A 22,197-nucleotide genomic window follows, 5' to 3' on the forward strand; every position below is an offset into this window, starting at 1 on the left:
GAGAATCCGCCAGCGAGCGCCGCGCCGCCCGCGAGGCACAGCTGATCGCCAGCGACAGGGCGCGGGAAAAGGCGCGCGAACTGCGCCCGAATGACTTTCCCGGCGGCGTCTATCCGCCGGAGAACAAGCGCCAGTCCACCGGTGAACCCATCGGCAGCATCCCGCTGGCCGACGAGCTGGTGATTCCCCTGAGCCAGCATGTGGGCGGCAGCGCACTGCCGCTGGTCAAGCTGGGCGACACCGTCTTGAAAGGCCAGAAGATCGCCGAAGCAGACGGGCTGATCAGCTGCCCGGTACACGCGCCCAGTTCCGGCAGGGTAATGGCGATAGAGCCGGCCCCGGTGCCGCACCCGTCCGGATTGCCGGCGGACTGCATCACCCTCCGCACCGACGGCGAGGAGCGCTGGTGCCAGCTGGAGCCCTGCGAGGATTTCCGCACACTGGCACCGATGGACCTGCTGGAGAAGATCCGCGACTGCGGCATCGCCGGTATGGGCGGCGCCGGCTTCCCCACAGCGGTCAAGCTGGATCCCCACGGCGGTGCCGAGATAGACACGCTGATCATCAACGGCACCGAGTGCGAGCCCTATATCACCGCTGACGATATGCTGATGCGCGAGCGCGCGGAGGAGATTGTCGCCGGCGTGGAGATACTCGCCTATATCCTCGACGAGCCGGAGCGGGTGCTGATCGGTATAGAGGACAACAAGCCGGAAGCGATAGAGGCCATGCGCGCAGCGGTGGCGGGCACTCGCTTCGATGTCGTCGTCTTCCCGACCAAATACCCGTCCGGCGGTGAGAAGCAGTTGATCCAGATACTCACCGGGCGCGAGGTACCCAACAGGGGGCTGCCGGCCAATGTGGGTATCGTGTGCCAGAACGTGGGCACGGTGCGCGCCGTCTACCGCGCAGTGCGCTTCGGCGAGCCCCTGATCAGTCGCGTGACCACCGTGGTGGGCGAGGCACTGGAGCGGCAGCGCAATATCGAGGTGCCCATCGGCACCCCGATCAGGCATATCCTCAAGCAACACGGCGCCCATCGCGGGCTGATGCAGAAAGTCGTGATCGGCGGCCCCATGATGGGCTACACCATTGACGACGAGCGCGCGCCGGTCATCAAGACCACCAACTGCCTGCTGGTTCCCAGCCGCAAGGAGCTGCCCCCGGCGCCACCGGCACAGGCCTGTATCCGCTGCGGCTTCTGCGCCGAGGCCTGTCCGGCATCGCTGCTGCCGCAGCAACTCTACTGGTACGCGCGCGCCGACGACCGCGAGAAGCTGGAGGCCTACAACCTGTTCGACTGTATCGAGTGCGGCTGCTGCTCCTATGTGTGTCCCAGCAGTATTCCGCTGGTGCAGTACTACCGCGCCGCCAAGGGCGACATCCGCCTCGCCGAGGCGGAGAAGGAGAAGTCCGACCGCGCCCGCGACCGCTTCGAGTTCCGAAAACTGCGCCTGGAAAAGGCGGAGAGGGAAAAGGAAGCCAAACGCAAGGCGCGCCGCGAGGCCGCCGAGCTGGCGCGCCAGCAGCGCGAGCAGGCCGCCGCCAGCGGCGAAGAAACGCCGGCGACGGAAGCCGCACAGAAGGAAGCAGACGTAGTGGCCGCCGCACTGGCGCGGGTCAAGGCCAAGCAGGCATCCCCAGAGCAGCAGCTGGCTCGCGCCCAGCGCTCTGTGGCCAGTGCCGAGAGCCGCGTGGAACGGATGCAGCAGAAGCTGCAGGCCGCAGAGGAGAGCCAGCGCGACCAGCTGTCGGCACAGCTGAAGGCCGCCGAACTGAAATTGCAGGAGGCCCGGCAGAAATTGGCCGAGGCAGAGCACAAGGCCGAGGCCACCCCCGCAGCAGAAGAAGAGCCGGTGGTGCCGGATAAGGCCAAGGCGCAGAGCGCGATAGAGAAAGCCAAGGCCGCCGCCGCGGCCCGCGCCAACATGAGCCCGGAGGAAAAGCTGGCCGCCGAAATCACCGCCCTCAAGGCGCGGGTGGAAAAGGCCCGGGTGCGCCTTGAGAAAGCCTGTTCCGCCGGGGACGCCAATATAGAGGCCTTCGAGACGGCGCTGAAAAACCTTCAGAACAAACTGGATGACAAGATGCGCGAGCAGCAGAAACTGACAGGTGGGGATCACTGATGGCTCTGATGCGCGCCTCCTCGCCCCATGCCCGCTCCGGTGACAGCACTTCCAAGGTGATGTTGCAGGTGGCGGCCGCCACCATTCCCGGCGTGCTGGCGCTGGTGCTCTACTTCGGCATAGGCGTGCTGGTCAATATTGCGCTCTGCACCGTCACAGCGGTCGCCTGCGAGGCGGCGGTAATGAAGCTGCGCAATCGCCCGATTGGCTTCTACCTGAAGGACTACAGTGCCTTTGTCACCGCCCTGTTGCTGGGTATCGCCCTGCCCCCCTACTGCGCCTGGTGGCTGCCGGTGGTGGGCACAGCCTCCGCCATGGTACTGGCCAAGCACCTCTACGGCGGTATGGGCTACAACCCCTTCAACCCGGCCATGGTGGGCTATGTGGTGCTGCTGATCAGTTTCCCGGTGGACATGACCCGCTGGGTGGGTCCGGCGGAAATCATTGCCGGCGCCCCCAGCCTGGGCGAGGCCTTCGGACTGATATTCGGTTTCGGCAACTACAGCGTGGACGGTTTTACCCGCGCCACGCCGCTGGAGATAGTGCGACTGAACGAGTCGGTGCTGCTGTCGCAGCTTTACGAGATGGAGCCGGTGCTGAACAAGGGCGCTGTTGCAGGTTTCGGCTGGGAGACCGCCAATTTCGGCTTCCTCGTGGGCGGCCTCTTCCTGCTGTTCCGGCGCATCATTACCTGGCACGCACCGGTGGCCATGCTGGCAACCCTGGCGCTGATGTCGCTGCTCTTCTACGACAGCGGCAGCTCCCTGTCCGAGGGCTCGCCGACGCTGCACCTCTTCTCCGGCGCCACCATGCTCGGGGCCTTCTTTATCATCACCGATCCCATTAGCGGGGCCACCAGTAACCGGGGGCGGCTGATTTTCGGCGCCGGCGTGGGCCTGCTGACCTATATCATCCGCGCCTGGGGCACCTACCCGGACGCGGTCGCCTTCGCGGTACTGCTGATGAACTTCGCCGCCCCCACCATCGACAACTACACACTGCCACGCACCTACGGCCACAAGGCCGCGCGCCGCGCCACCGACCTGGAGGAGCGCTGATGCTGAAGCGTTCGATGATGTCCAACGCGGCGATACTGACCCTGTTCGCACTGGTCACCGCCGGCACCCTGGCGATCACCCAGATCACCACCCGCGAACCGATCGAGCGCGCCGTCCGCGCCGCCTCGGCCAAGGCACTGCTGGAGATAATCCCGCTGGATCGCCACAGCAACGACATACTGGTGGACACCTACCCGATTCCCAGGCCCTACTGGAACCTTCTCGGCCTGCCCCAGGGCGGCGATATCAACCTGGCGCGGGAGGACGACGGAGCAGTCTCCGCGGTCATCATTCCCGCGGTGGCGCCGGACGGCTACTCGGGCCCGATCAAGCTGCTGGTCGGCATCAACCGCGACGGCACCGTCGCCGGCGTGCGCGTGACCGCCCATGCGGAGACACCGGGGCTCGGCGACAAGGTGGACCTGAAAAAAAGCGACTGGATACTGCAATTCAACGGCAAGTCGCTGCAGGATCCGACCCGGGACCTGTGGAAGGTGCAGAAGGACGGCGGCACCTTCGACCAGTTTACCGGCGCCACCATCACTCCGCGCGCGGTGGTAACCAAGGTGCGCGAGGTGCTGGAATTTGTCGCCCAGCACCGCGAGCAGATATTCAGTGCACCTGTGTCCAAGCGCGCGGTGGAAGTGGGCCAGGCACAGACAACTGAGCCCGAGCAGGAGAATCGATAGTGGCACCCTACGGCGAGATCAGCCGCAACGGCCTGTGGAACAACAACCCGGCGCTGGTACAGTTGCTGGGGCTCTGCCCGCTGCTGGCGGTGACCGGCACAGTGGTGAACGCCATAGGCCTGGGACTGGCCACCATCGGCGTACTGACCTGCTCCAACCTGGCCGTCTCGCTGGTGCGCCGGCAGATGCCGGATACGGTGCGCCTGCCGGCATCGGTGATGATCATCGCCACCTTCGTGACCTGTGCCGAACTGCTGATGAAGGCCTTCACCTATGAGCTCTACCTGGTGCTGGGTATCTTTATCCCGCTGATCGTCACCAACTGCGCCATCCTCGGCCGCGCCGACGCCTTCGCAAGCAAGAACCCGGTGCTGCCGTCGCTGGTGGACGGCTTTATGATGGGGCTCGGCTTTACCGCGGTGCTGATAGTGATCGGCGCCGTGCGCGAGATACTCGGCCAGGGCACCCTGTTTGCCGATATGGACCTGCTGCTGGGACCTGTGGCCAAAGACTGGGCCATCCCGGTTCTCGGCGGCGACTATCCAGGTTTCCTGGTCGCGGTGCTGCCACCGGGCGCCTTCCTGGTGGCGGGCCTGCTGATCGCGGCCAAGAACGCCATAGACGCCGGTATAGAGCGCCGCCGCAGCCAGCAGGTGAAGATAGTGCCGGGCTCCAAGCGGGTCAGGGTGACCGGCAAGATCAGCTGATTCCACTAGATAGCCAGGACTCCCGCAGGGTGCGCCGTGCGCACCGCCGAGGACATGCGCCGTGCGCACCGCCGAGGACAATTGGTGCGCACGGCGCACCCTACGGAGTATTTCCCAGCCATTCTCCTTGTAATGAAATGTAATCGCTTTGGCGCCCGATTCCTCCCTGCTGCGGTAGCCATTTCCGGCTGTTTCGCTAGAATGGGACGCCCGATCAGGTTAGCGATCGGCAATAAACAATAAAAACAAGGATTCAACTATGACTGTGGACAATGGAAAGTCTGAACTGGTCTATCACGGTCGCCGCGCCCAGCGTGCCGACAGCCGCCAGCGCCGCAAAGCCATTCTCGAAGCCACCCTGCGGCTGATCGTCAAAGAGGGCATCCGCGGTATCCGCCACCGCGCCGTGGCCCGCGAGGCCAATGTGCCCCTGGCTGCCACCACCTACTACTTCAAAGACCTGAATGACCTGATCAGCGACTCCTTTACCTACTTTGTCGAGCAGGGCCTGGACCACACGCGCCAGTTGCAGGAGGACAGCTTCGCCGCCGCCCGCAACCTGTCCGCGGAGGAGCGCGCCTCCGGCGCCGGGCGCAAGCTGCTGATCCAGCAGCTGACCCGCTTTATCCTCACCCACGTGCGCGCCCAGGCCGGCAACCGGGATTTCCGCCTGATCGAGCTGGCGTTCCGCAACGAGGCTTTGCGCAGTGCCCAGTTGACCGTTGCCATACGTGCGGCCAATCGGGCCACCGAAACACTGATCCAGGAATTCTTCCAGCTGCTGGGGCTGGCCGACCCCCAGGCCGCAACACAGATAGTGCACGGCACCATCCTCAACCTGGAATACCAGATACTGAGCGGCGCCATAGCGCTGGACTCGCCACTGCTGGAACGCACGGTCACCATGATGATCAGGGGCCTGATCCCCGCCACCATCCCGGTTGCGGAAACCGAAAAGCAGCTCTGACCACCGCGCTGTCCGGGGCTCCCCCGGACAGCCATTCCTCCACTCCCCCCTCTTTCTTGCTCCTTAAACCCCATTCAAAGCTCTCGCGGCTAGACTGAAAACATCGGCCAACGCTGTATGGAGCCGCCATGCCCGCCACTCTGCGATTCCTATTGACCGGACTCTCCCTGCTGCTCGCGCTTTCCGGCTGCGACCGCCCCACAACATCCCCGGGGGAGCCCCCGGAGAAAGGGGCAAAGGGCGCCGAGTTGCGCATCGAGAAAAGGGACAAAAAGGCGGCTGCCGAGTGGACCCCGGAAGTGGAAGGGGAATACCCCATTAAGGCCTACGACAACTTCACGGAAACCGGCGACCTGGACGCCATCAAGAATCACGGGAAACTCCGCATACTGGTGGATATTGCCACCACCCAATCCCTCCCCCGTGCAGCCACCCAGCAGGACATTGAACTCGAGATGGCGAAGCGCTTTGCGCACTACCTGGGGCTGGAACCCGTCGTTCTCTATGTGGACAGCTTTGACGAGCTGATCCCGCAACTGAACGCCGGCAAGGGCGATCTCATAGCCAACAATCTCACCATCACCGAGGCGCGCAAACAACTGGTGGACTTTTCCACCCCCATGACCACCACCAGGCTGGTATTGGTTTCCCGTCGGGACCAACCCAAAGTCGAAGACGGCGACCAGCTGAAAGGCAAAACGCTGGTGGTCACTGAGGGCACCACCTACGAGCAAAGGGCGAGGGAATTTGCCCGGCAGCACCCGGGCGTGAAAGTCGAGGTCCTGGATCGCAATTACGTGGACCTGGCAATTGACGTGGCCAAGGGAAGTAAAGATTTCACGGTTATAGATGAATCTATTCTCAACCAGGTACTGCAGTTTCGCGAAGACCTGAAGAAAAACATCACCTTCCCCGAAGAGCAGGAACTCGGTTGGGCCATACGCAAGAACAGCCCACAACTGCTGGAGCAGCTGAACGAAGGCGTTCGCCACGTCAAACTCTATCGCACCACGGAGCGCTACACCGGCGACCTGGACGAAATCAAAAAGCGCGGCCAGCTGCGCGCCGTCACACGAAACACCTCCAGTACCTACTTCATGTGGAAAGGCCGGATACTCGGCTACGAGTACGAGCTGTTGAGGAAGTTTGCCAAGGATCAGGGGCTGCGCCTGGAAATCATTGTCGCCGAGGGGCACGACGACTTTGTGGAGTTCGTCAGCAATGGCAAGGCCGATATCGCCGCCAGCCTGCTCTCGATTACCGAGCGCCGGAAACACCAGGGCATGGCCTTCTCCAGCCCCTACTTCAAATCCAGGGTTGGCGTCGTGGCACGCAAGGACGATGCAATCGACAGCATTCAGGAACTATCAGGCAGGAAAGTCCATGTGCGCAGGTCCAGCAGTCAGTACGACATACTGGAAAAGCTGCGACACCAGGTCCCCGGGATCGAGGTGGAGCTGGTCCCGGAAGAGGTCAAAATCTCGGAGGTCATCGACAAGGTAGCCGAGCGCGACTACGACCTGGCGATGGTGGATGAAATATCGGTGCAGCTGGCGCGCAGCTGGCGCGACGACATTCACTTCCAACTGGATCTGCAGACTGACAATTACGCCTGGATGGTGCGGAACGAAAATCCGCAGTTACTGGCAGCGATCGACAAATTCTTTGGCAAAGATGATACCGCGCCGATACTCACCACCCTGAAAGAAAAGTACTTCGAAACGCCAAAGTACACACGCCCGGAAATCAAGAAGCTGACCGCCGGCGGCCACATATCGCCCTACGATGCCATAGTGAAAAAGTATGCCGAGGAGTACGATTTCGACTGGCGCCTGGTGGTCGCGCAGATGTTTCAGGAAAGCAGCTTCAATCCCAGGGCCAAGTCCTGGGTTGGCGCCCGCGGGCTGATGCAGGTAATGCCGGATACCGGCAAGCAGGTGGGCGAAACGAACCTTTACAATCCGGAAACGGGGGTACGCGCCGGCCTGAAATACCTGGAATGGCTGCATGAAAAGTTTATCAACCGCGAAGACATAGCCCCGGACAACGAGATGTGGTTCACCCTCGCCGCCTATAACGCGGGACTCGGGCATGTATACGACGCCAAGGATCTGGCGGAAGACAAGGGCTGGGACCGCAAGGTCTGGTTTGGCAATGTGGAAAAAGCCATGTTGCTGCTGTCGGACAAAAAGTACTACAGCAAGGCGCGCTACGGGTTCGCACGCGGCCAGGAGCCGGTGGACTATGTGCGCAAGATCCAGGCGCGCTTCAACCGCTATGTCGCACTGCTGGACGCCCACCAGGCTCAAATAGACGCTATCGCCTCTTTCCGCTGTGGATATTTTCCAGTCTGGCTTAAAACGTGGCTGCAGGAGTGTGCTGACGAGCGCCTGGTGACGGACGGCGAGTGAGAAGCAATAAAAGGATCAACCATGCACACGGCCCTGCGATGCCTGCTACCGGGACTACTGCTCGTCCTGTTCTGCGCTGTCACCGGCTGCGACAGATCGGTTCCAGAACCTGAAGCCCCGAAGGAAGACGCTCTCGAAAGCGCCGATCAATCTACCGGCCAAAGTGCTGAGACGGCTGACGACCAGGGCAGTGTAGCCTGGGTACCGGAGATTATGGGGGAATACCCCATCGGCGAATACGACAACTACACGGAAACGGGCGACCTGGAAGCGATCAGCAAGCGCGGCCAGCTGCGCATACTGGTGGATATCGCCAATACCCAGTCCCTGCACCGGGCCGCCACCCGCCAGGATATAGAGATAGACCAGGTCAAACGCCTGGCCGAACGACTGGATCTGGAGCCAGTGGTACTCTACGCGGACAGCTTTACCCAACTGATTGAACTGCTGCGCAGCGGTCAGGCCGATATCATTGCCAACGATATGGCGATCACCGAAGAGCGCCGGCAACTGGTGGATTTCTCAACCCCTGTTTCCCACCCCCGGCTGGTGCTTGTTTCGAAAGGCAGCGAGCCCGCCGTCGGGCAGGACGACCGACTGCAGGGAAAAACCCTCAGGGTCACCGCCGGCACCGTCTTCGAGGAAAAAGCCCGGGAGTTTGCCCGCAAGCACCCTGACCTGACGCTGGACGTGGTCCAACGCAATTACGTTGACCTCACCGTGGAAGTCGCCCAGGGCCAGGCGGACTTCACCATTGTCGACGAAGTAGTCCTGGACCAGGTGCTGCAGTTTCGCGACGATTTGAAAAAGAATCATACCTTCCCTGAAGCACTGGTGATGGGTTGGGCAATCCGCAAGGAATCTCCACAGCTGATGCAGGCCATCAACGAAAAGATTCGCCACATCAAGCTCTCCCGCTCCACGGCTCGGTTTACTGGCGATCTCGACCAGATCAAGGAGCGCGGTGTACTGCGCGCGGCCACCCGCAACAATGCCGGCAGCTATTTCATGTGGAAGGGGCGCATCCTCGGTTACGAATACGAACTGCTGCAGGACTTCGCCAAGGACATTGGCGTGCGCCTGGAAATCATCGTTGCGCCGGAACACGACGACTTTATCGAAATACTGAACGACGGCAAGGCCGATATAGCGGCAAACCTGCTGGCCATCACCCCAAAGCGGGAACAGCAGGGCATGCGATTCTCCTCCCCCACCCATACAGCCAGGGTTGGCATTGTCTCCGGGAAAGGCAGGGGCGTGAAAAACCTGCAGGCCCTGACCGGGCGCACCGTGTGTGTGCGCGAAGGCAGCAGCCACTACGACCTCCTGCAGAAAATCCAGCAGCAGGTGCCCGACGTAAAGTTCGAGAAAGTGCCCGAAAGCACGGATATCCAGCAAATCTTTGACAAGATTGTCCAGGGAGAATGCGACCTCACCTTCGCCGACGACCTGACCGTCAATATGGAACGCTCCTGGCGGAGCGATATCGAGTTATCCCTGGACCTCAAGGACGATCACGACCACGCCTGGATGATGCGCCAGACAAATCCACAACTGGTTTCGGCGGTCAATGATTTTCTGAAGAAGAAAAAGACCAAGAAAAGGCAGCAACAGCTGTACAGCAAGTACTTCGATTCCCCCAAACGCTCGCGTCCCGAAATTACCGAGCTGACCGCAAAGGGGAAGATTTCTCCCTATGACGACCTGGTACAGGAATATGCGGGTGAGTACGATTTCGACTGGCGCCTGGTAGTGGCGCAGATGTTCCAGGAGAGCAGCTTCAACCCCAAGGCCAAGTCCTGGGTGGGTGCCCGCGGGTTGATGCAGGTGATGCCGGATACCGGCAAGCAGGTGGGGGAATCGAATCTGTTCGACCCGGAGACCAGCGTGCGCGCCGGCCTCAAATACCTGGACTGGCTGCACAGAAAATTCGTCAATCGGGAGGACATAGCCCCGGACAACGAGATGTGGTTCACCCTGGCCGCCTACAACGCGGGACTCGGGCATGTGTACGATGCCAAGGAACTGGCGACGGAGATGGGCTGGGACCGCAAAGTATGGTTTGGCAATGTTGAGAGGGCCATGCTGTTGCTGTCACAGAAGAAGTATTACAGGAAGGCGCGTTACGGCTACGCGCGCGGTCAGGAACCGGTGGACTATGTGCGGAAAATTGAGGCCAGATACCGAACCTATGTCGCCCTGCTGGACGCCTACCGGCGCCACAACCAGGTTACGCTAGTCGTTCCCTACCGGCCGGGCTTCAAATCAGCCTCTGGCTAGCCGAAGGCTCCGGGAAGTGTGGCCGTTTCGTACCACAGCAAACTACCAGCCGATAGCGCCGGCAAGCCATCTGCTCGCCGGCGCTGCCCGTCGATGTACCCGCAATCAGGAACAGCTGCCCGGCATAGACGCGACCCACTGGCGCAACAGCTCGCTGCCCTCCTCGTGCACCAGGCTGCGCCCCAGCTCCGGCATCATCGCACCGGGATCGGTGGACTCCACGCGGAAATTCAGGATCGACTTGTCCGGCGCACCCGGCACTATCGCAAACAGGCGGTTGCCGCTGCCGGTACCCGCCGCCACCGGCGGCTTGCACAGACCCAGTCGACGCCTGTCCTGCTCCATATGCGCCAGCATCAGCCCGGAGGTATCCGCGGCACCGGACGGGTTGTGGCAGTGGCCGCAGTTGATATCCAGGTAGGCGCGCGCCCGCTCCTCCAGTGACAGGCTGGTATCGGCGTAATCTGCATTGCGCGGAATCCCTGCAAACTCCGGAAGTTCGCTCAGATAGCCGATCTGCTGCCAGTGCAGCAGCTGGTTCTGCGCACCACCCGCATAGGGATAATCCTTATTCAGATGGCGCGCGCGTGGACCGAGAGGAGCTATGGCCTTTTTCGTGTGGTTGTCCGCGTGGCAACCGGCGCACTGGTTCGCATCAGGCACCACATAGGTAAATCCGGCACTCTCTCCGCTGGTACCTACCAACTGCAGGCGGCTGGCATCGCCGGCAATCTCCAGCGTTGCCTCCGTCTGTTCGGCATTCCACACATAGGGCAGCGCCTGCCAGCCGTCGGCGCGCTTGACCAGCAACCGGGTCTCCACCAGGCGCACCCTGTCCAGGTCCAGAGTTTCACCCACCCGGCCTGCGACATAGTCACTGCCGTAGTCGTCGGTGCGCAGCACGGCGCCATCCTCCCCCCTGGGGTAGTAGAAGGTCTTGCTGAGCACTGTGCCTACCGGGTAGTCGAAGCGCTCATCACCGTAACTCGCCGAACTACCCGCCGGCATCCACACTGTGCGCAGCTTGTGCGCGTAGTCGGTGAACAGGGCGGTGTTCAGGTCGTAGGGGATCACGCCATCGTTCAGGGACAGCTCACCGTCGATTGCCTCGACGATATGCCAGTCACTCAGTTGCTCTGGTACTGCGTCGCGCTCGTAAACGGTAACCTGCTGGCGGGGTGCATCGCAGCCGCTCAACGCGGCGGCGAAAATTGGGGCCAGCACCGCGCCCCCCAGCCACCTGGGTAACAGCGATTTACGCATCGGCGGCCTCGACTTGTGCCACTTCACTTTCGCCCTCCACCGGCTGATCGAAGTCCAGCACGATTTGCGGCAGTTTTTTCAGGCTGCACTTGTGTGGCGTAATATCCGTGGTGATATTTTTGTAATCGTTGCCCGCGTCAACATTGATGATGCCGGCATCACCATTGTCGATACACAGCTTCAGTGCATCCGGCACCAAGCCATCCACCATCTTTTCCGCATTAACGACACCGTCCCACAAAATATCCGGCAGACTGCCGCTGAGTCCGAACTTGGCCAGTTTCAGCGCCTTGAGCTCCAGGTGATCCGGAGAGGTGCCGCCGCCACTGAACTGGTTGTCGTAGATGTAGATACCTTCCGGATAGGGATCGAAAGCCTCCTGGGTCGACTTGTCACTGTAGTAGCCGGCCATGTAGTAGCTGCTCACGATTACATTGGAGGTGTCGTTATCGGCAATCTCGTTGTTGAAAATCTCTACATTGTCATTTGAGTTGATCACCACACCGGAACCGGCCGGTACCGCGGCCACCGGCGTGCCCTCGTGACCGAAGTTCTCAGTGTTGTTCTCGAACACCTTGTTGTTGAACACGCGGGTGCTGTGACCCGGCTGCGGCAGGTTGGGCATATTGAACACGAGGATGCCGCCCGTATTATTGGTGGCCACATTGTCGTAAACATCGGCACCGATGGTGTTTTCTATCTCGATACCGGCGACGTTGTACTCGGCGCGGTTGTTGCGCACTATCACATTGCGGGATTGGCCGACGTAGATGCCGGCATCGGAAGCGCCGATCGCCACAGTGCCTTCCACCAGGGTGTTTTTGGTCTGCACCGGATAGATGCCATAGGCCCCGTTTTCAGTGGCCGGGCCGTTGGTCCACTCGACGCGAATATTGCGAATGATGATGTTCTCGCCCTCGTTAACCTTGAGGGCGTCACCGATGGTGTCCTCGATCGCCAGGTCTTCGATGGTGAAATTGCTCGCATTCACCAGCAGGCCCTCGGCGCCCTGAATCTGGTCCTTGAAGGAAAGAATCGTCTTGTCCATGCCGGCACCGCGAATGGTCACGCCGTCTACATTCAGGGACAGGCTGCGGTTGAGCTGGTACTTGCCGGCGGGCAGCTCGATCACATCGCCGGGCTGTGCCGAGATCAGCTGCTTGAGCAGTTGCTTCTGGAAGTCGGCCGAGGCGGAGGCCTGGGCCGGTTCGGCCCGGTTCTCTTGCTTGTCCTGGGAACAGGCCGCGGCCAGTACAGCGGCCAGCGCAACGCCCGCTATCCCCATCTTGTGGGCTGCAGTCTTCATGGTGTTTTCCTTTTATTCGAGTTATGACCCGTGACAGCACATGGAGCGCCCAGCCCTTTCGGGCCCAAATAAGTACAAACGTACCAATTAAATCGCGCAAAAAATGGCTGGCTGCCAGCGAGACCGATAGTATCCAATCAGTCAGGGGGCATCAAGGCACTTTTTTCGCCCCTTGCCGGACTCCGCCACGGCCTGTAGTGCCGGGATCCTGTGTGGTGTAAGGTGCTAAATGCGGCCCGCCCGAAGCCCCCCAATGCCCACAGCGGCGTTGCCGCTCTTGATAAGGGCCAGCAATTCCCTGCGAGCGGCGCCTTGCTGTGAACATTTTGGGGGCTGATAACCGCATTTAGCGCCTAACACCACACCAGTGGCCAGGATCTGCTGCAGAACCATGAATAATCGACTCTCGCTCTACGCTCTCAGCATCTGCCTCAGCACCGCCGCCCAGGGAAAGGAGACCCTTGAGCTGGAGATAGTCACTCCCTCCGGACACAGCTACCAGGCACAGCAGGAGCTGGGCGGGGACTTTGAGTCCTACGACTCGGGGGCTATTGCGGGAGAAGTGCCGCCGCGGGAATACCAGGCAATCCGCTGCGACGGCCCCTGGGGCGCCATGAAGTACCGCCTGATCCTGGCCAGCGGCCCCGGTTACCAGCTGCGGAGCCGGGGGGATGGTCTGGTTCTGCAGATAGTGGAGCACTCGGTAATCAGTGAGGACAAGACCATCGCTGCCATGAGTGTGCACTGCATAGACACGCAACCGCGGCAGGTTGTGAAGTCCCTACATGAAATCGAGCTGGAGAGAGGCAGAGTCGCGACACAAAAGCTGCAGCTGGCGAATGGCTATCGGCTGGAGTACCGCTATACGCCGTGAACAGCCTGAACGATTCGGATCGCAGGAGCGGTAACTGGCCACCCCTGCGAAACCGGATCGAATCGTCAGTGGAAAACCGGAGGGGCGACCAGGCTCCAGAAAAGCACAGTCCCCACCATCACCATTACCGCGACCACCAGGGACACGGTGACTATCGCACTGGCGAACAGGAAACCGCGCTCCTCAGATACACCCATCACGATCGGAATGCCCAGGTAGAGCAGGTAGACCGCGTAGGCCACGGCCAGGGTGGCGAGCAGTATATCCAGCCACAGCATCGGATAGAATCCGGCTGCGCCGGCGATAAAGATTGGCGTGGCGGTAAAGCCCGCGATCACCATCCCCTTCATCGGGTAGGTACTGGCTCCGTAGGTCTTGGCCATCCAGTGTATAAAGTACCCGATGGCCACTACCGCCAGCACCATGGTGCAGTAGAAGACGGCGACCAGGGACAGGGCGCTGTCACTGGTTATCCGCACCGGATCACCACCGCCGATACTCCAACCCACCCTGGTGGTACCGAAATACCAGGCCAGCGCAGGCAACAGTGCCAGCACTATGACGTAGGGGATTTGCCGGCGAAGGTTTTTCTCCGACAGGTTTCCGATGAGCTGCCACTGCCTGCGCGGCTGAACCAACAGCCCGAACATATGGATCAACATCCCGATTTCCTCACTCACTGTAAGGAACTATTGGGCGAGACCTAGTTGCTCAAATTGATCTGGATACTGCTTGTCAAAGTGAGGAATACCGCTGAAAGGCCATTCCCGAAGTTCCAGTTCTATTTTTATTCTGACGAGTCAGTTGTAGGCACTTCGGTCGCGCAAGTCAACGACCGCAACTCGATTGGCGGGAAAGATTTCATATGCGTTTCTGCAGGAAACAATCGCGATAGGGGATGTGATACCGAACAACTCGGTGGAGGGGAAATACAATTACATTGCGCAGGAGCGGCCGGGGCAGCCGGGCGACCGCCCCGACACAAGTCCTGAAATCAGTCGAGACTGATTACCTCGACCGGCTGCATCCAGCCAAACCTGTCCTCGGTACGCCCCTCCTGGATATCCAGCAGTGCCTGGCGCAGGCGCTCTGCCACCGGGCCCGGCGCACTGGCCAGCTGGTAGTTCTCACCGCCGTCGCCGAGCACGCTGATCGGGCTGATGATGGCCGCGGTGCCACAGGCGAAGGCCTCCTCACAGCTACCGTCTGCCACCCGCCGGAGCAGCTCATCGATATCGATAGCGCACTCCCGCACCTGATAGCCCAGGTCGCGAGCCAGCTCTATCAGGGATTCTCGGGTGATGCCCTCCAGAATGGAGCCGTTCAGTGCCGGCGTATGCAGCTCAGCGTCAATCACCGCAAAGAAGTTCATACCGGAGAGCTCATCCACCGACTGCCGATTGCCCGCATTCAGCCACAGTGACTGGTCGTACCCACGCTGCTTGAGACGTGCGATGCTCAGCAGTGAAGCGGCGTAGTTGCCACCCACCTTGGCGTCGCCAGTGCCGCCTATGGCCGCGCGGGAGTCCTCACGCTCCACCCACAGGCGCATATTGCCGGAGTGATAGGCCTCGGAAGGACTGGCGATCACATAAAATTCGTAGGAAGTGCTGGCGGAAACGGCCAGGTCAGCCTGGGTTCCCATCAGGAAGGGCCGCAGGTAAAGGGACTCGCCGCTGTTGGCAGGCACCAGATTGGCGCAATAGGCTGTCACTGTGCGCACCCCGTCCATAAAGAGCGATTCCGGCACCGGCGGCATGCACAGCCGCTCAGCCGAGTGTGCCATGCGCGCCGCGTTTCGCTCCGGCCGAAACAGGCTGATGCCGCCATCCCGGGTGCGGTAGGCCTTCATACCTTCAAAGCAGGACTGAGCGTAGTGCAATACCTTGGCCGCGGGATCCAGCGACAGTGGGGCATAGGGAATCAGCTCGCCCCTGCTCCAGCAACCATCCTGGCACACGGCGCGGAACATCACCGGCGCCATGACTGTGCCAAAGCCCAGTTTCTCGGGCATCTCATATCCGCGCAGACTGGCCGCCACGGCTGGATCTATATAAATACTCACCGGCACTCTCCTCTCATTCCGATGCGCTGATTATGGCCCTTGCCGCCCGGCAATCCAAATATGCCACCCTGCCACACCACCATATGAGCAACAAACATGCATAACTATCCATAAAAATAGGATGCGAGTTTCGCCCCCTCGAATAGTGGCGTCATATCCAGGCCATTTCGGCGACAAGCACTGCCGCGACCGCCGCCCCCACAGCAGCGGTGAACGCGACTATTTTCCGACCAGCCGTCACCCCTTTGCTCCCGGGAGCAAATTAATGGCACCTGCTTTCCCGAATTAAACAGCTTGGCTGCCACCCCCCAGCGACAAGACTGCTAAACCCAAATGGTGGTAATGCACCTGTTCACAAATCAAAAATCCTGCCGAAGCTTTAAACGCCACCGTAGCCAGGAGGCGAGCTGCGGTGGCTATACTCACTGTTACGTACCCGAGAAGTCGGACAACAGGCTCCGGGCGCGTATTCACAGGTGGCGACGCGGAAATTATTCGCAAGCCAGCAACCTGTCACCGGCCTGTCACCGGAAACAACAGAACAGGCTCCGGGCACCGTCAGGGATTGTGAAAGAACCACACTTCAGGGAGAGAAAATCCGCACGGCCACAAGCCCAAGCGGAGTTCGTGCCCGCCATTCCACGCGCGCTGGCCGAAAGTTCAGCGGCTGGAATCGGGTGAAGCAAAACATGGAACGGAAGTGGTTCAATCGTGACACAGACAGATACCAGCAACACCATTGCTATCGGCTTGATGTTTACAGCCACAGCTCTGCTGTGTGGCAGCGCCTATGCGCAAGTTGGCGCGTCCGTCATCGACGACACCAATGCCCCACCCCAGGCCTTTATCGAGGCGGCGTCAAAACCCCTGAAGACCACTCGACGACAACTGCGACCGTCACAGGTCGTGGACAGCTACCGCGAACGCATCGAAGATATGGAAGCCCAGTACGGCGCCTATGGCGCCGGTATGGATGAACAGCTGCTCGGCCTCGCCACAGCATTGCAGAAGGCCGGAGACCACGAGGAGGCCATCAGCGAATTTCGCCGCGCCATGTTGATCAACCGGGTCAACGAAGGACTCTATTCACTGAACCAGATCCCAATGATAGAGCGCATGATCGAAAGCCAGATAGCGTTGAATCAGTGGGAGGACGCCAATGACAACCAGCAGTACCTCTACTGGTTACACGCGCGCAATTACGGTGAAAACGACCCGCGTATGCTGCCGGTCATCAATGACCTGAGCCGCTGGCACCTCCAGGCCTATGTGGAGGAAAAAGGCGGCACACTGTTCGAACACCTGATCAGCGCCACCAACCTCTATGAACTGGCGGTGGACATCATCACACAGAACTTCGGCGCCAATGACCTGCGCCTGGTGGACGCCCTGCGCGGTCTCAAAGCCACCAACTATTACCTGGCCACCTACCAGGGCGAACCCCAGCCGCCGGTGGTGATCAACACCAGCTTCGGCGGCGGCGACCTGGACGCACAACGGCGCTCCAAACTCGATCACTACCGTATGAACAGCTTCAGCACCGGCAAAAATGCCATAGCGCGCATCGTCGATGTCTACCAGAAAAACCCCCAGTCGCCGCCGGCAGCGTCCGCCAAGGCCAAGGTGGAGCTGGGCGACTGGTACATGATGTTCAACAAATGGCACTCGGCGCGGAAAACTTACGGTGAAGCCTATCAGGCTCTGTGGAACAACGGCGCCACCAATCAGGAGATCTCGGATATCTTCGGCCGGCCGGCAGCGCTGCCGGCACTGCCAATGCTCGACGAGGATCGCGAAGCGCTGTCGGAAACCTATGTCACCGTGTCCTACGACGTCACTGCCTTTGGCAAGGCGCGTAATATCCAGATACTGAACGCCTATCCGGTGGACAGGGTCAGTATTCGCTCCCGTGTTCGCAATGTACTGAAACGCGCCAAATTTCGCCCGCGGTTTGAGAATGGCGAGCCGGTGGAAACCGCTGGCATAGTGCAGCGGTTCGTTTTCGACTGACACCAGCGAGATGCGCAAATCTGGCGCCTCTGTGAACAGCGGGTATAAACCCCGGATAAGGGCCGCTGTCGAATCGTTAAACTGGCTGCAGCAGCGCAACCTCCTGCAGCCTTGTATTGAGCCGGGTCGGCAGGCTGCCTGCCCGGCTTTCGCCGCAATATCACACATCCGACCGCGCCCGCTGGGTGCCTCTGGAGAGACAAAATGACACTACGGAAAGCGGTACACAAAAACACCCGGCTGGCTATTGGCTGGCGCACGCTGGTTTCAGTCAGCGTGCTGAGCGCGGCCATGGTCGGCTGTAAGAGTCAGCAGACCCAGTCGCAGCCCCCGGCAAACCCATCGCAATCACAGTCGTCTTCCAGCTCTTCATCCCAGCCTCAGTCGAGCTCGTCATCCAGCAGCAGTAGCTCATCGAGTCCCAGCCAGTCGCAGACCGCGAGCGGCGGTATGCCCTCGAGCAGCTCTTCCAGCCGGCCGAGCCAGGGTATGCCCGGCAGCACCAGCAGCCAGCCGAGTAGCGGCATGCCCTCTATCGAATCCGGCCGGGAATCCAGTAGCAGTTCCAGCACCGCCTCCCGCAGTGGTGAAGAGTCGTCGCGGCGCAGCAGCTCTGCCGGCGACAGCATGCCCGATCCCAGTGCGCGCAGCCGCGATCCCTCTTCACCGGTTTACAGTGAATCCGACCAGCGCCCGGAGGACAGCCGAATGCCGCCGGACCCATCCACCAACAGCCAGGGCGAGCCGCCGGATGAGGTCGATTTTTCCGAGGAGGAGCAGACATCCTCTTCCAGCTCTTCGTCCAGCAGTTCGTCTTCGAGTAGTAGCGCTTCGTCCAGCAGTGCGTCTTCGAGTAGCGCTTCATCGAGCAGCGCATCCGCTTCCAGCAGTTCAGCTTCCGGCCAGCCTGCCAGCAGTGCCGGCAGCCCTGCCCGCGGGAGCAGCGCGCCCAACGAGGCTCCCAGCAGCACCGCCGAGCGCGTGGCGGAGCTCGAGGGCCAGTTTGAATCCACCATGGCCAGCTACGACGGTATGATCCTGCGCGAGCGCGACTATGTGCGCAATCGCCCCAGTTCCGCCCAGGAGGGTGGGGAGGAAGCCATGGACGAGCCGCCCCCCGGGGAATCCCTGGAAGACCTGATTGAATCCGCCGAGGCGGAAATCCCGCCCCCGCCGGGAGGCGGCGCCGAGGGGGGCAGCGGCCCGGAGCAGAACAATTCCAGCGGCCAGGCCACTGGCCCGGGCCTGCCCACGGCGGGCCGCAAAGGCGAGTACGATCACACTAATTCCCCCTCAGTGGTTCCCGCGGATATTCCCGACGGCAACGACGACGATGTTGTGGCGCGCCAGATTCGCGAAGCGGCCACCCGCGAGTCGGATCCGGAACTGCGGGAAAAACTGTGGGAAGAATATCGAAAATATAAAAACGCGCAGAAGTGACAGCGGAGGAAGTCAGAATGTTTTATTCCAACCGGGATTTTTGCAATCGCCTGTTTGGCAGAGGTCATCTCAGCCGCGGCCTGTTGCTGGCATTGTCCCTGGCCATCGGTGCCTGCACGACCACGGAAGTGCGGACCACCGCATTTACTCCCCTGACCGTCGAGGACGCGACCATTGCGGAAGATCGTCTGCTCGACGTGGGCATAGTGCAATTCAATCCGGGCCTGGACACCGCCGAGGTCGATGAGGATGAACTGGTGTTCCCGGAGCTGCGCCAGGCCGAATCGCGCTATATCGCGGTCACACTGGCCGAGTCCCTGCAGTCCAGCCAGGGCTGGGGCGCAGTGCGCGTGATCCCCACTGAGCGCACCAATATTGATATCACGGTAACCGGTCGCATAGTACAGTCTGATGGCGAAACCCTGACCGTGGATGTCACTGTTACCGATTCACGCGGCCAGCGCTGGTTTACCAAGCAGTACTCGGAACAGGCCTCACACTATGCCTACGACCGCAAACACCCCACCGAGGGTGATGCCTTCCAGGGCATCTACAATCGCGTCGCCAACGATATGCTGAATTACCGGCAAAAACTGTCGGACCGCTATATCGCCGAGCTGCGCACCATTTCCGAAATGAAGTTTGCCCGCAGCTTCTCCCCCCACGCGTTCGACCGCTACCTGACACAGAGTGAGGATGGTATCTACCAATTGAGCGCCCTGCCGGCAGAAAACGACCCGATGCTGCAACGGGTGCGCCGTATTCGCGAACGCGACTACCTCTTTGTGGACACGCTGCAGGGCTACTATGGCACCTTCGTAAAATCCATGGAAACGCCCTACCAGGAGTGGCGCGCCATGAGTTACGAAGAGGTGAAGCAGATGCGCGAACTGAAGCGAAAGGCGCGCAACCACACCATTATGGGCGCAGCGGCCATTATCGGTGGTATCGCCGCCGCCGGTTCCGGTGCTGGCAGTGCCCGCGCCGCTGGACAAGTGGGTATCGCCGGCGGCGGCTACCTGATCAAGAGCGGATTCGATCGCCGCAGCGATGCCAAAATGCACATCGAGGCACTGCAGGAGCTCGGTGACTCCATGGAGGCCGAGGTTGAGCCGCAGATCGTAGAACTGGAAGATCGCACGGTGACACTGACCGGCTCGGTGGAAAACCAGTACCGCCAGTGGCGCGAACTGCTGAAGGAAATCTACGAAGCGGAGACAGGCCCACTGGAAACCAGTATCTGACCTTCTTGAGGTCCGCTTGCCGGTGGGACTTTCCGATGATCAGTCTCCCGCAAGCGGGCATCTGCAATCGATGTCCACACAATAAATCAGCACAGCGGAACCACTATGCAACACCGCGACCAATCCCGGGAAGATGCCAGCCCGATACAGCCCGCCGACTTCAGTTTCGGTAGCGAAAATCCACAGCGGCAGAGTGCAAAAGGCTCGCCGGCGAAACACAGCGCCAAATCAGGAAGATCACGGGCTCCGGCTGCAGCCGTCGGCGGGCTGCTGCTGGTCGGCGTTGTCGGTGTTTTCTGGCTGCTCCCGCAACTGGTGGAAAAGCCGCAGCCCCGACTGCCGACTGTGTCCGGCCCGACAAGCAACGACAAGGCCGCTCCCGGAGTACAGGCTTCCCCCTACAGCGATGCAGAAATCGCCCAGCAGCGGCGCAATGTACAGAAGATCCTGCAGGAAATCCTGGTGCTGCAGGAAGAACTGCAGGAACGGGATATAGAATCCTGGGCCGGAGAAGACTTCTCCGCGGCCCAGGCCCTGGCAGACGAAGCCGACGGTATTTACCGGCAGCGCAAGTTCATGCAGGCACTGGAAAAATACCGGGAATCCCTGGCCGCATTCCAGCAGTTGCGCGACAGCATTCCCGAGCGAATAGAGCAGCACCTGGCCGAAGGACATCAAGCCCTGAATAGCGGCGATGCAGAGTCAGCGCATAAGGCCTTCGACCTGGTCCTGACGATATCTGACGAACACCCGCGCGGTATCAAGGGCAAGGCTCGTGCGGAAAAGCTGCCGGAAGCCTGGCAGCATTTCACCAGCGGCAAGAAGGCGTATTCCGGCAATGATCTCGACGCTGCGCGCGAAGCACTGCAGCAATCACTGTCAGTGGACCCGGAGACCCAAGCCGCCAGGGAACTGTTGCCAGAAGTCCTGGCGGCCATCACCGAGCGGGACTACAGCCAGGCCATGTCCGCGGGCTATGCCGCCATTGCCGCGGAGAATTTCACCTCGGCCCAAGAGGCCTTTAAGCGCGCCCAGAAACTCAAGCCCGCTGCCGGTGAGCCCCAGATAGGCCTCCAGCAGGCGATCAATGGTATCGAGCAGCATCGCATCGACCAGCTATTCAGCCGCGCCCGCCAGCAGGAAGAGTCCGAGGACTGGCACGGCGCCGTAAAGAGCTATACAAAGCTAGTCGAGAAAGACGCCAGCCTGGTATCTGCAATTACCGGCAAGGCACGGGCCGAGGCCCGCGCGCAGCTGGACGACCAACTGCAGGCTCTACTGGACGACCCGCTAACCCTGGGCAACAGCAAACGCAACCGCTATGCGCGCGGCGTGCTCGCCGATGCCCGGCAGATCAATAGTGGCACCCCACGCCTGCAGCAGCAGATTGAAGGCCTCGAGAACGCCCTCACCAGGGCGCTGATTCCACTGCCGGTGCGCCTGAGGTCCGACAGCAGCACCAGCGTCACCATCTATCACGTGGGTCGCCTGGGCAACTTTGACCAGCGCGAGATCACGCTCAAGCCCGGCCGCTATACCGCCGTGGGCACCCGCGAAGGCTACCGCGACGTGCGGCGCGAATTCACTGTCGCTCCCGGTGAGGAGCCTCCGACTGTAGTCATTCAGTGCGCGGAGAAAATAAACGGCGTCAATAACACCTGAAGTCCTGAACCCCGATTCCGGCGATTGATCAAACACTGTACGGTTTTTCGTATTGCCACAAAACTTGGACAGAAACGCCAAATTGGTAAGCGTGA

18 protein-coding genes are annotated in these 22,197 nt (G+C 60.8%); 12 read left to right on the forward strand and 6 right to left on the reverse strand.

Annotation, left to right across the window (positions count from 1 at the left end; genetic code table 11):
• Positions 1-41 precede the first annotated feature (41 nt).
• From rsxC to IG627_RS07475, 7 genes are all read left to right on the forward strand, one after another.
• Positions 42-2,126 carry an electron transport complex subunit RsxC gene (gene rsxC, locus IG627_RS07445; RefSeq protein ID WP_226864823.1) on the forward strand — a complete coding sequence of 695 codons (2,085 nt, stop codon included), beginning with the start codon at positions 42-44 and terminating at the stop codon, positions 2,124-2,126.
• Positions 2,126-3,184 (forward strand): electron transport complex subunit RsxD, encoded by a 1,059-nt coding sequence (gene rsxD, locus IG627_RS07450; RefSeq protein WP_193191720.1) that lies wholly within the window; start codon positions 2,126-2,128, stop codon positions 3,182-3,184. Before rsxC ends, rsxD begins: the two co-directional genes overlap by 1 nt.
• Positions 3,184-3,873 carry an electron transport complex subunit RsxG gene (rsxG, locus tag IG627_RS07455; protein ID WP_193191721.1) on the forward strand — a complete coding sequence of 230 codons (690 nt, stop codon included), beginning with the start codon at positions 3,184-3,186 and terminating at the stop codon, positions 3,871-3,873. Before rsxD ends, rsxG begins: the two co-directional genes overlap by 1 nt.
• Positions 3,873-4,580 (forward strand): electron transport complex subunit E, encoded by a 708-nt coding sequence (locus IG627_RS07460; RefSeq protein WP_193191722.1) that lies wholly within the window; start codon positions 3,873-3,875, stop codon positions 4,578-4,580. The genes rsxG and IG627_RS07460 overlap by 1 nt, the downstream gene beginning before the upstream one ends.
• A gap of 259 nt (positions 4,581-4,839) precedes the next feature.
• Positions 4,840-5,547, forward strand: a complete 708-nt coding sequence (locus tag IG627_RS07465) for a TetR/AcrR family transcriptional regulator (RefSeq protein ID WP_193191723.1) — start codon at positions 4,840-4,842, stop codon at positions 5,545-5,547.
• Between the two features lie 128 nt (positions 5,548-5,675).
• Positions 5,676-7,958 (forward strand): MltF family protein, encoded by a 2,283-nt coding sequence (locus IG627_RS07470; RefSeq protein WP_193191724.1) that lies wholly within the window; start codon positions 5,676-5,678, stop codon positions 7,956-7,958.
• Positions 7,959-7,979: 21 nt separating this feature from the next.
• The gene (locus tag IG627_RS07475; RefSeq protein ID WP_193191725.1) at positions 7,980-10,238 is read left to right on the forward strand and encodes a transporter substrate-binding domain-containing protein; all 2,259 of its coding nucleotides are present in this window, start codon (positions 7,980-7,982) and stop codon (positions 10,236-10,238) included.
• Positions 10,239-10,343: 105 nt separating this feature from the next.
• On the opposite strand, the gene IG627_RS07480 is transcribed toward IG627_RS07475, so the two are convergent.
• Together IG627_RS07480 and IG627_RS07485 are read right to left on the reverse strand one after the other, a co-directional pair.
• Positions 10,344-11,501 carry an SO2930 family diheme c-type cytochrome gene (locus tag IG627_RS07480; protein WP_193191726.1) on the reverse strand — a complete coding sequence of 386 codons (1,158 nt, stop codon included), beginning with the start codon at positions 11,499-11,501 and terminating at the stop codon, positions 10,344-10,346.
• On the reverse strand, positions 11,494-12,807 hold the full coding sequence (locus tag IG627_RS07485) for a parallel beta-helix domain-containing protein (protein WP_226864814.1): 1,314 nt from the start codon (positions 12,805-12,807) through the stop codon (positions 11,494-11,496). Before IG627_RS07485 ends, IG627_RS07480 begins: the two co-directional genes overlap by 8 nt.
• A gap of 391 nt (positions 12,808-13,198) precedes the next feature.
• Here IG627_RS07485 and IG627_RS07490 point away from each other — a divergent pair, with 391 nt between their 5' ends.
• Positions 13,199-13,681 carry a hypothetical protein gene (locus tag IG627_RS07490; protein WP_193191727.1) on the forward strand — a complete coding sequence of 161 codons (483 nt, stop codon included), beginning with the start codon at positions 13,199-13,201 and terminating at the stop codon, positions 13,679-13,681.
• Between the two features lie 65 nt (positions 13,682-13,746).
• Here IG627_RS07490 and IG627_RS07495 read toward each other — a convergent pair whose 3' ends face one another.
• Together IG627_RS07495 and IG627_RS07500 are read right to left on the reverse strand one after the other, a co-directional pair.
• The gene (locus IG627_RS07495) at positions 13,747-14,343 is read right to left on the reverse strand and encodes a Yip1 family protein (protein ID WP_193191728.1); all 597 of its coding nucleotides are present in this window, start codon (positions 14,341-14,343) and stop codon (positions 13,747-13,749) included.
• 332 nt (positions 14,344-14,675) lie between these two features.
• On the reverse strand, positions 14,676-15,746 hold the full coding sequence (locus IG627_RS07500) for a branched-chain amino acid aminotransferase (protein WP_193191729.1): 1,071 nt from the start codon (positions 15,744-15,746) through the stop codon (positions 14,676-14,678).
• A 711-nt stretch (positions 15,747-16,457) separates the two neighbouring features.
• On the opposite strand from IG627_RS07500, the gene IG627_RS07505 reads away from it, so the two are divergent.
• Complete coding sequence (locus IG627_RS07505) at positions 16,458-17,756, forward strand: energy transducer TonB (RefSeq protein WP_193191730.1); 1,299 nt, start codon at positions 16,458-16,460, stop codon at positions 17,754-17,756.
• Between the two features lie 380 nt (positions 17,757-18,136).
• Here IG627_RS07505 and IG627_RS07510 read toward each other — a convergent pair whose 3' ends face one another.
• Complete coding sequence (locus tag IG627_RS07510; protein WP_193191731.1) at positions 18,137-18,385, reverse strand: hypothetical protein; 249 nt, start codon at positions 18,383-18,385, stop codon at positions 18,137-18,139.
• A gap of 42 nt (positions 18,386-18,427) precedes the next feature.
• A complete protein-coding gene (locus tag IG627_RS07515; RefSeq protein ID WP_193191732.1) occupies positions 18,428-18,709 on the reverse strand; it encodes a hypothetical protein in 282 nt (93 codons plus the stop codon).
• A gap of 28 nt (positions 18,710-18,737) precedes the next feature.
• On the opposite strand from IG627_RS07515, the gene IG627_RS07520 reads away from it, so the two are divergent.
• The 3 genes from IG627_RS07520 to IG627_RS07530 all read left to right on the forward strand — a co-directional run bounded on the left by IG627_RS07520 (position 18,738) and on the right by IG627_RS07530 (position 22,102).
• Positions 18,738-19,196, forward strand: a complete 459-nt coding sequence (locus tag IG627_RS07520; protein ID WP_193191733.1) for a hypothetical protein — start codon at positions 18,738-18,740, stop codon at positions 19,194-19,196.
• A 17-nt stretch (positions 19,197-19,213) separates the two neighbouring features.
• Entirely contained in the window at positions 19,214-20,440 is a 1,227-nt protein-coding gene (locus IG627_RS07525; RefSeq protein ID WP_226864815.1) for a hypothetical protein, read from the forward strand.
• A 105-nt stretch (positions 20,441-20,545) separates the two neighbouring features.
• Entirely contained in the window at positions 20,546-22,102 is a 1,557-nt protein-coding gene (locus tag IG627_RS07530; protein WP_193191734.1) for a tetratricopeptide repeat protein, read from the forward strand.
• The last annotated feature ends 95 nt before the right edge of the window (positions 22,103-22,197 follow it).

Source organism: Microbulbifer taiwanensis (assembly GCF_014904815.1).
Lineage (GTDB): Bacteria > Pseudomonadota > Gammaproteobacteria > Pseudomonadales > Cellvibrionaceae > Microbulbifer > Microbulbifer taiwanensis.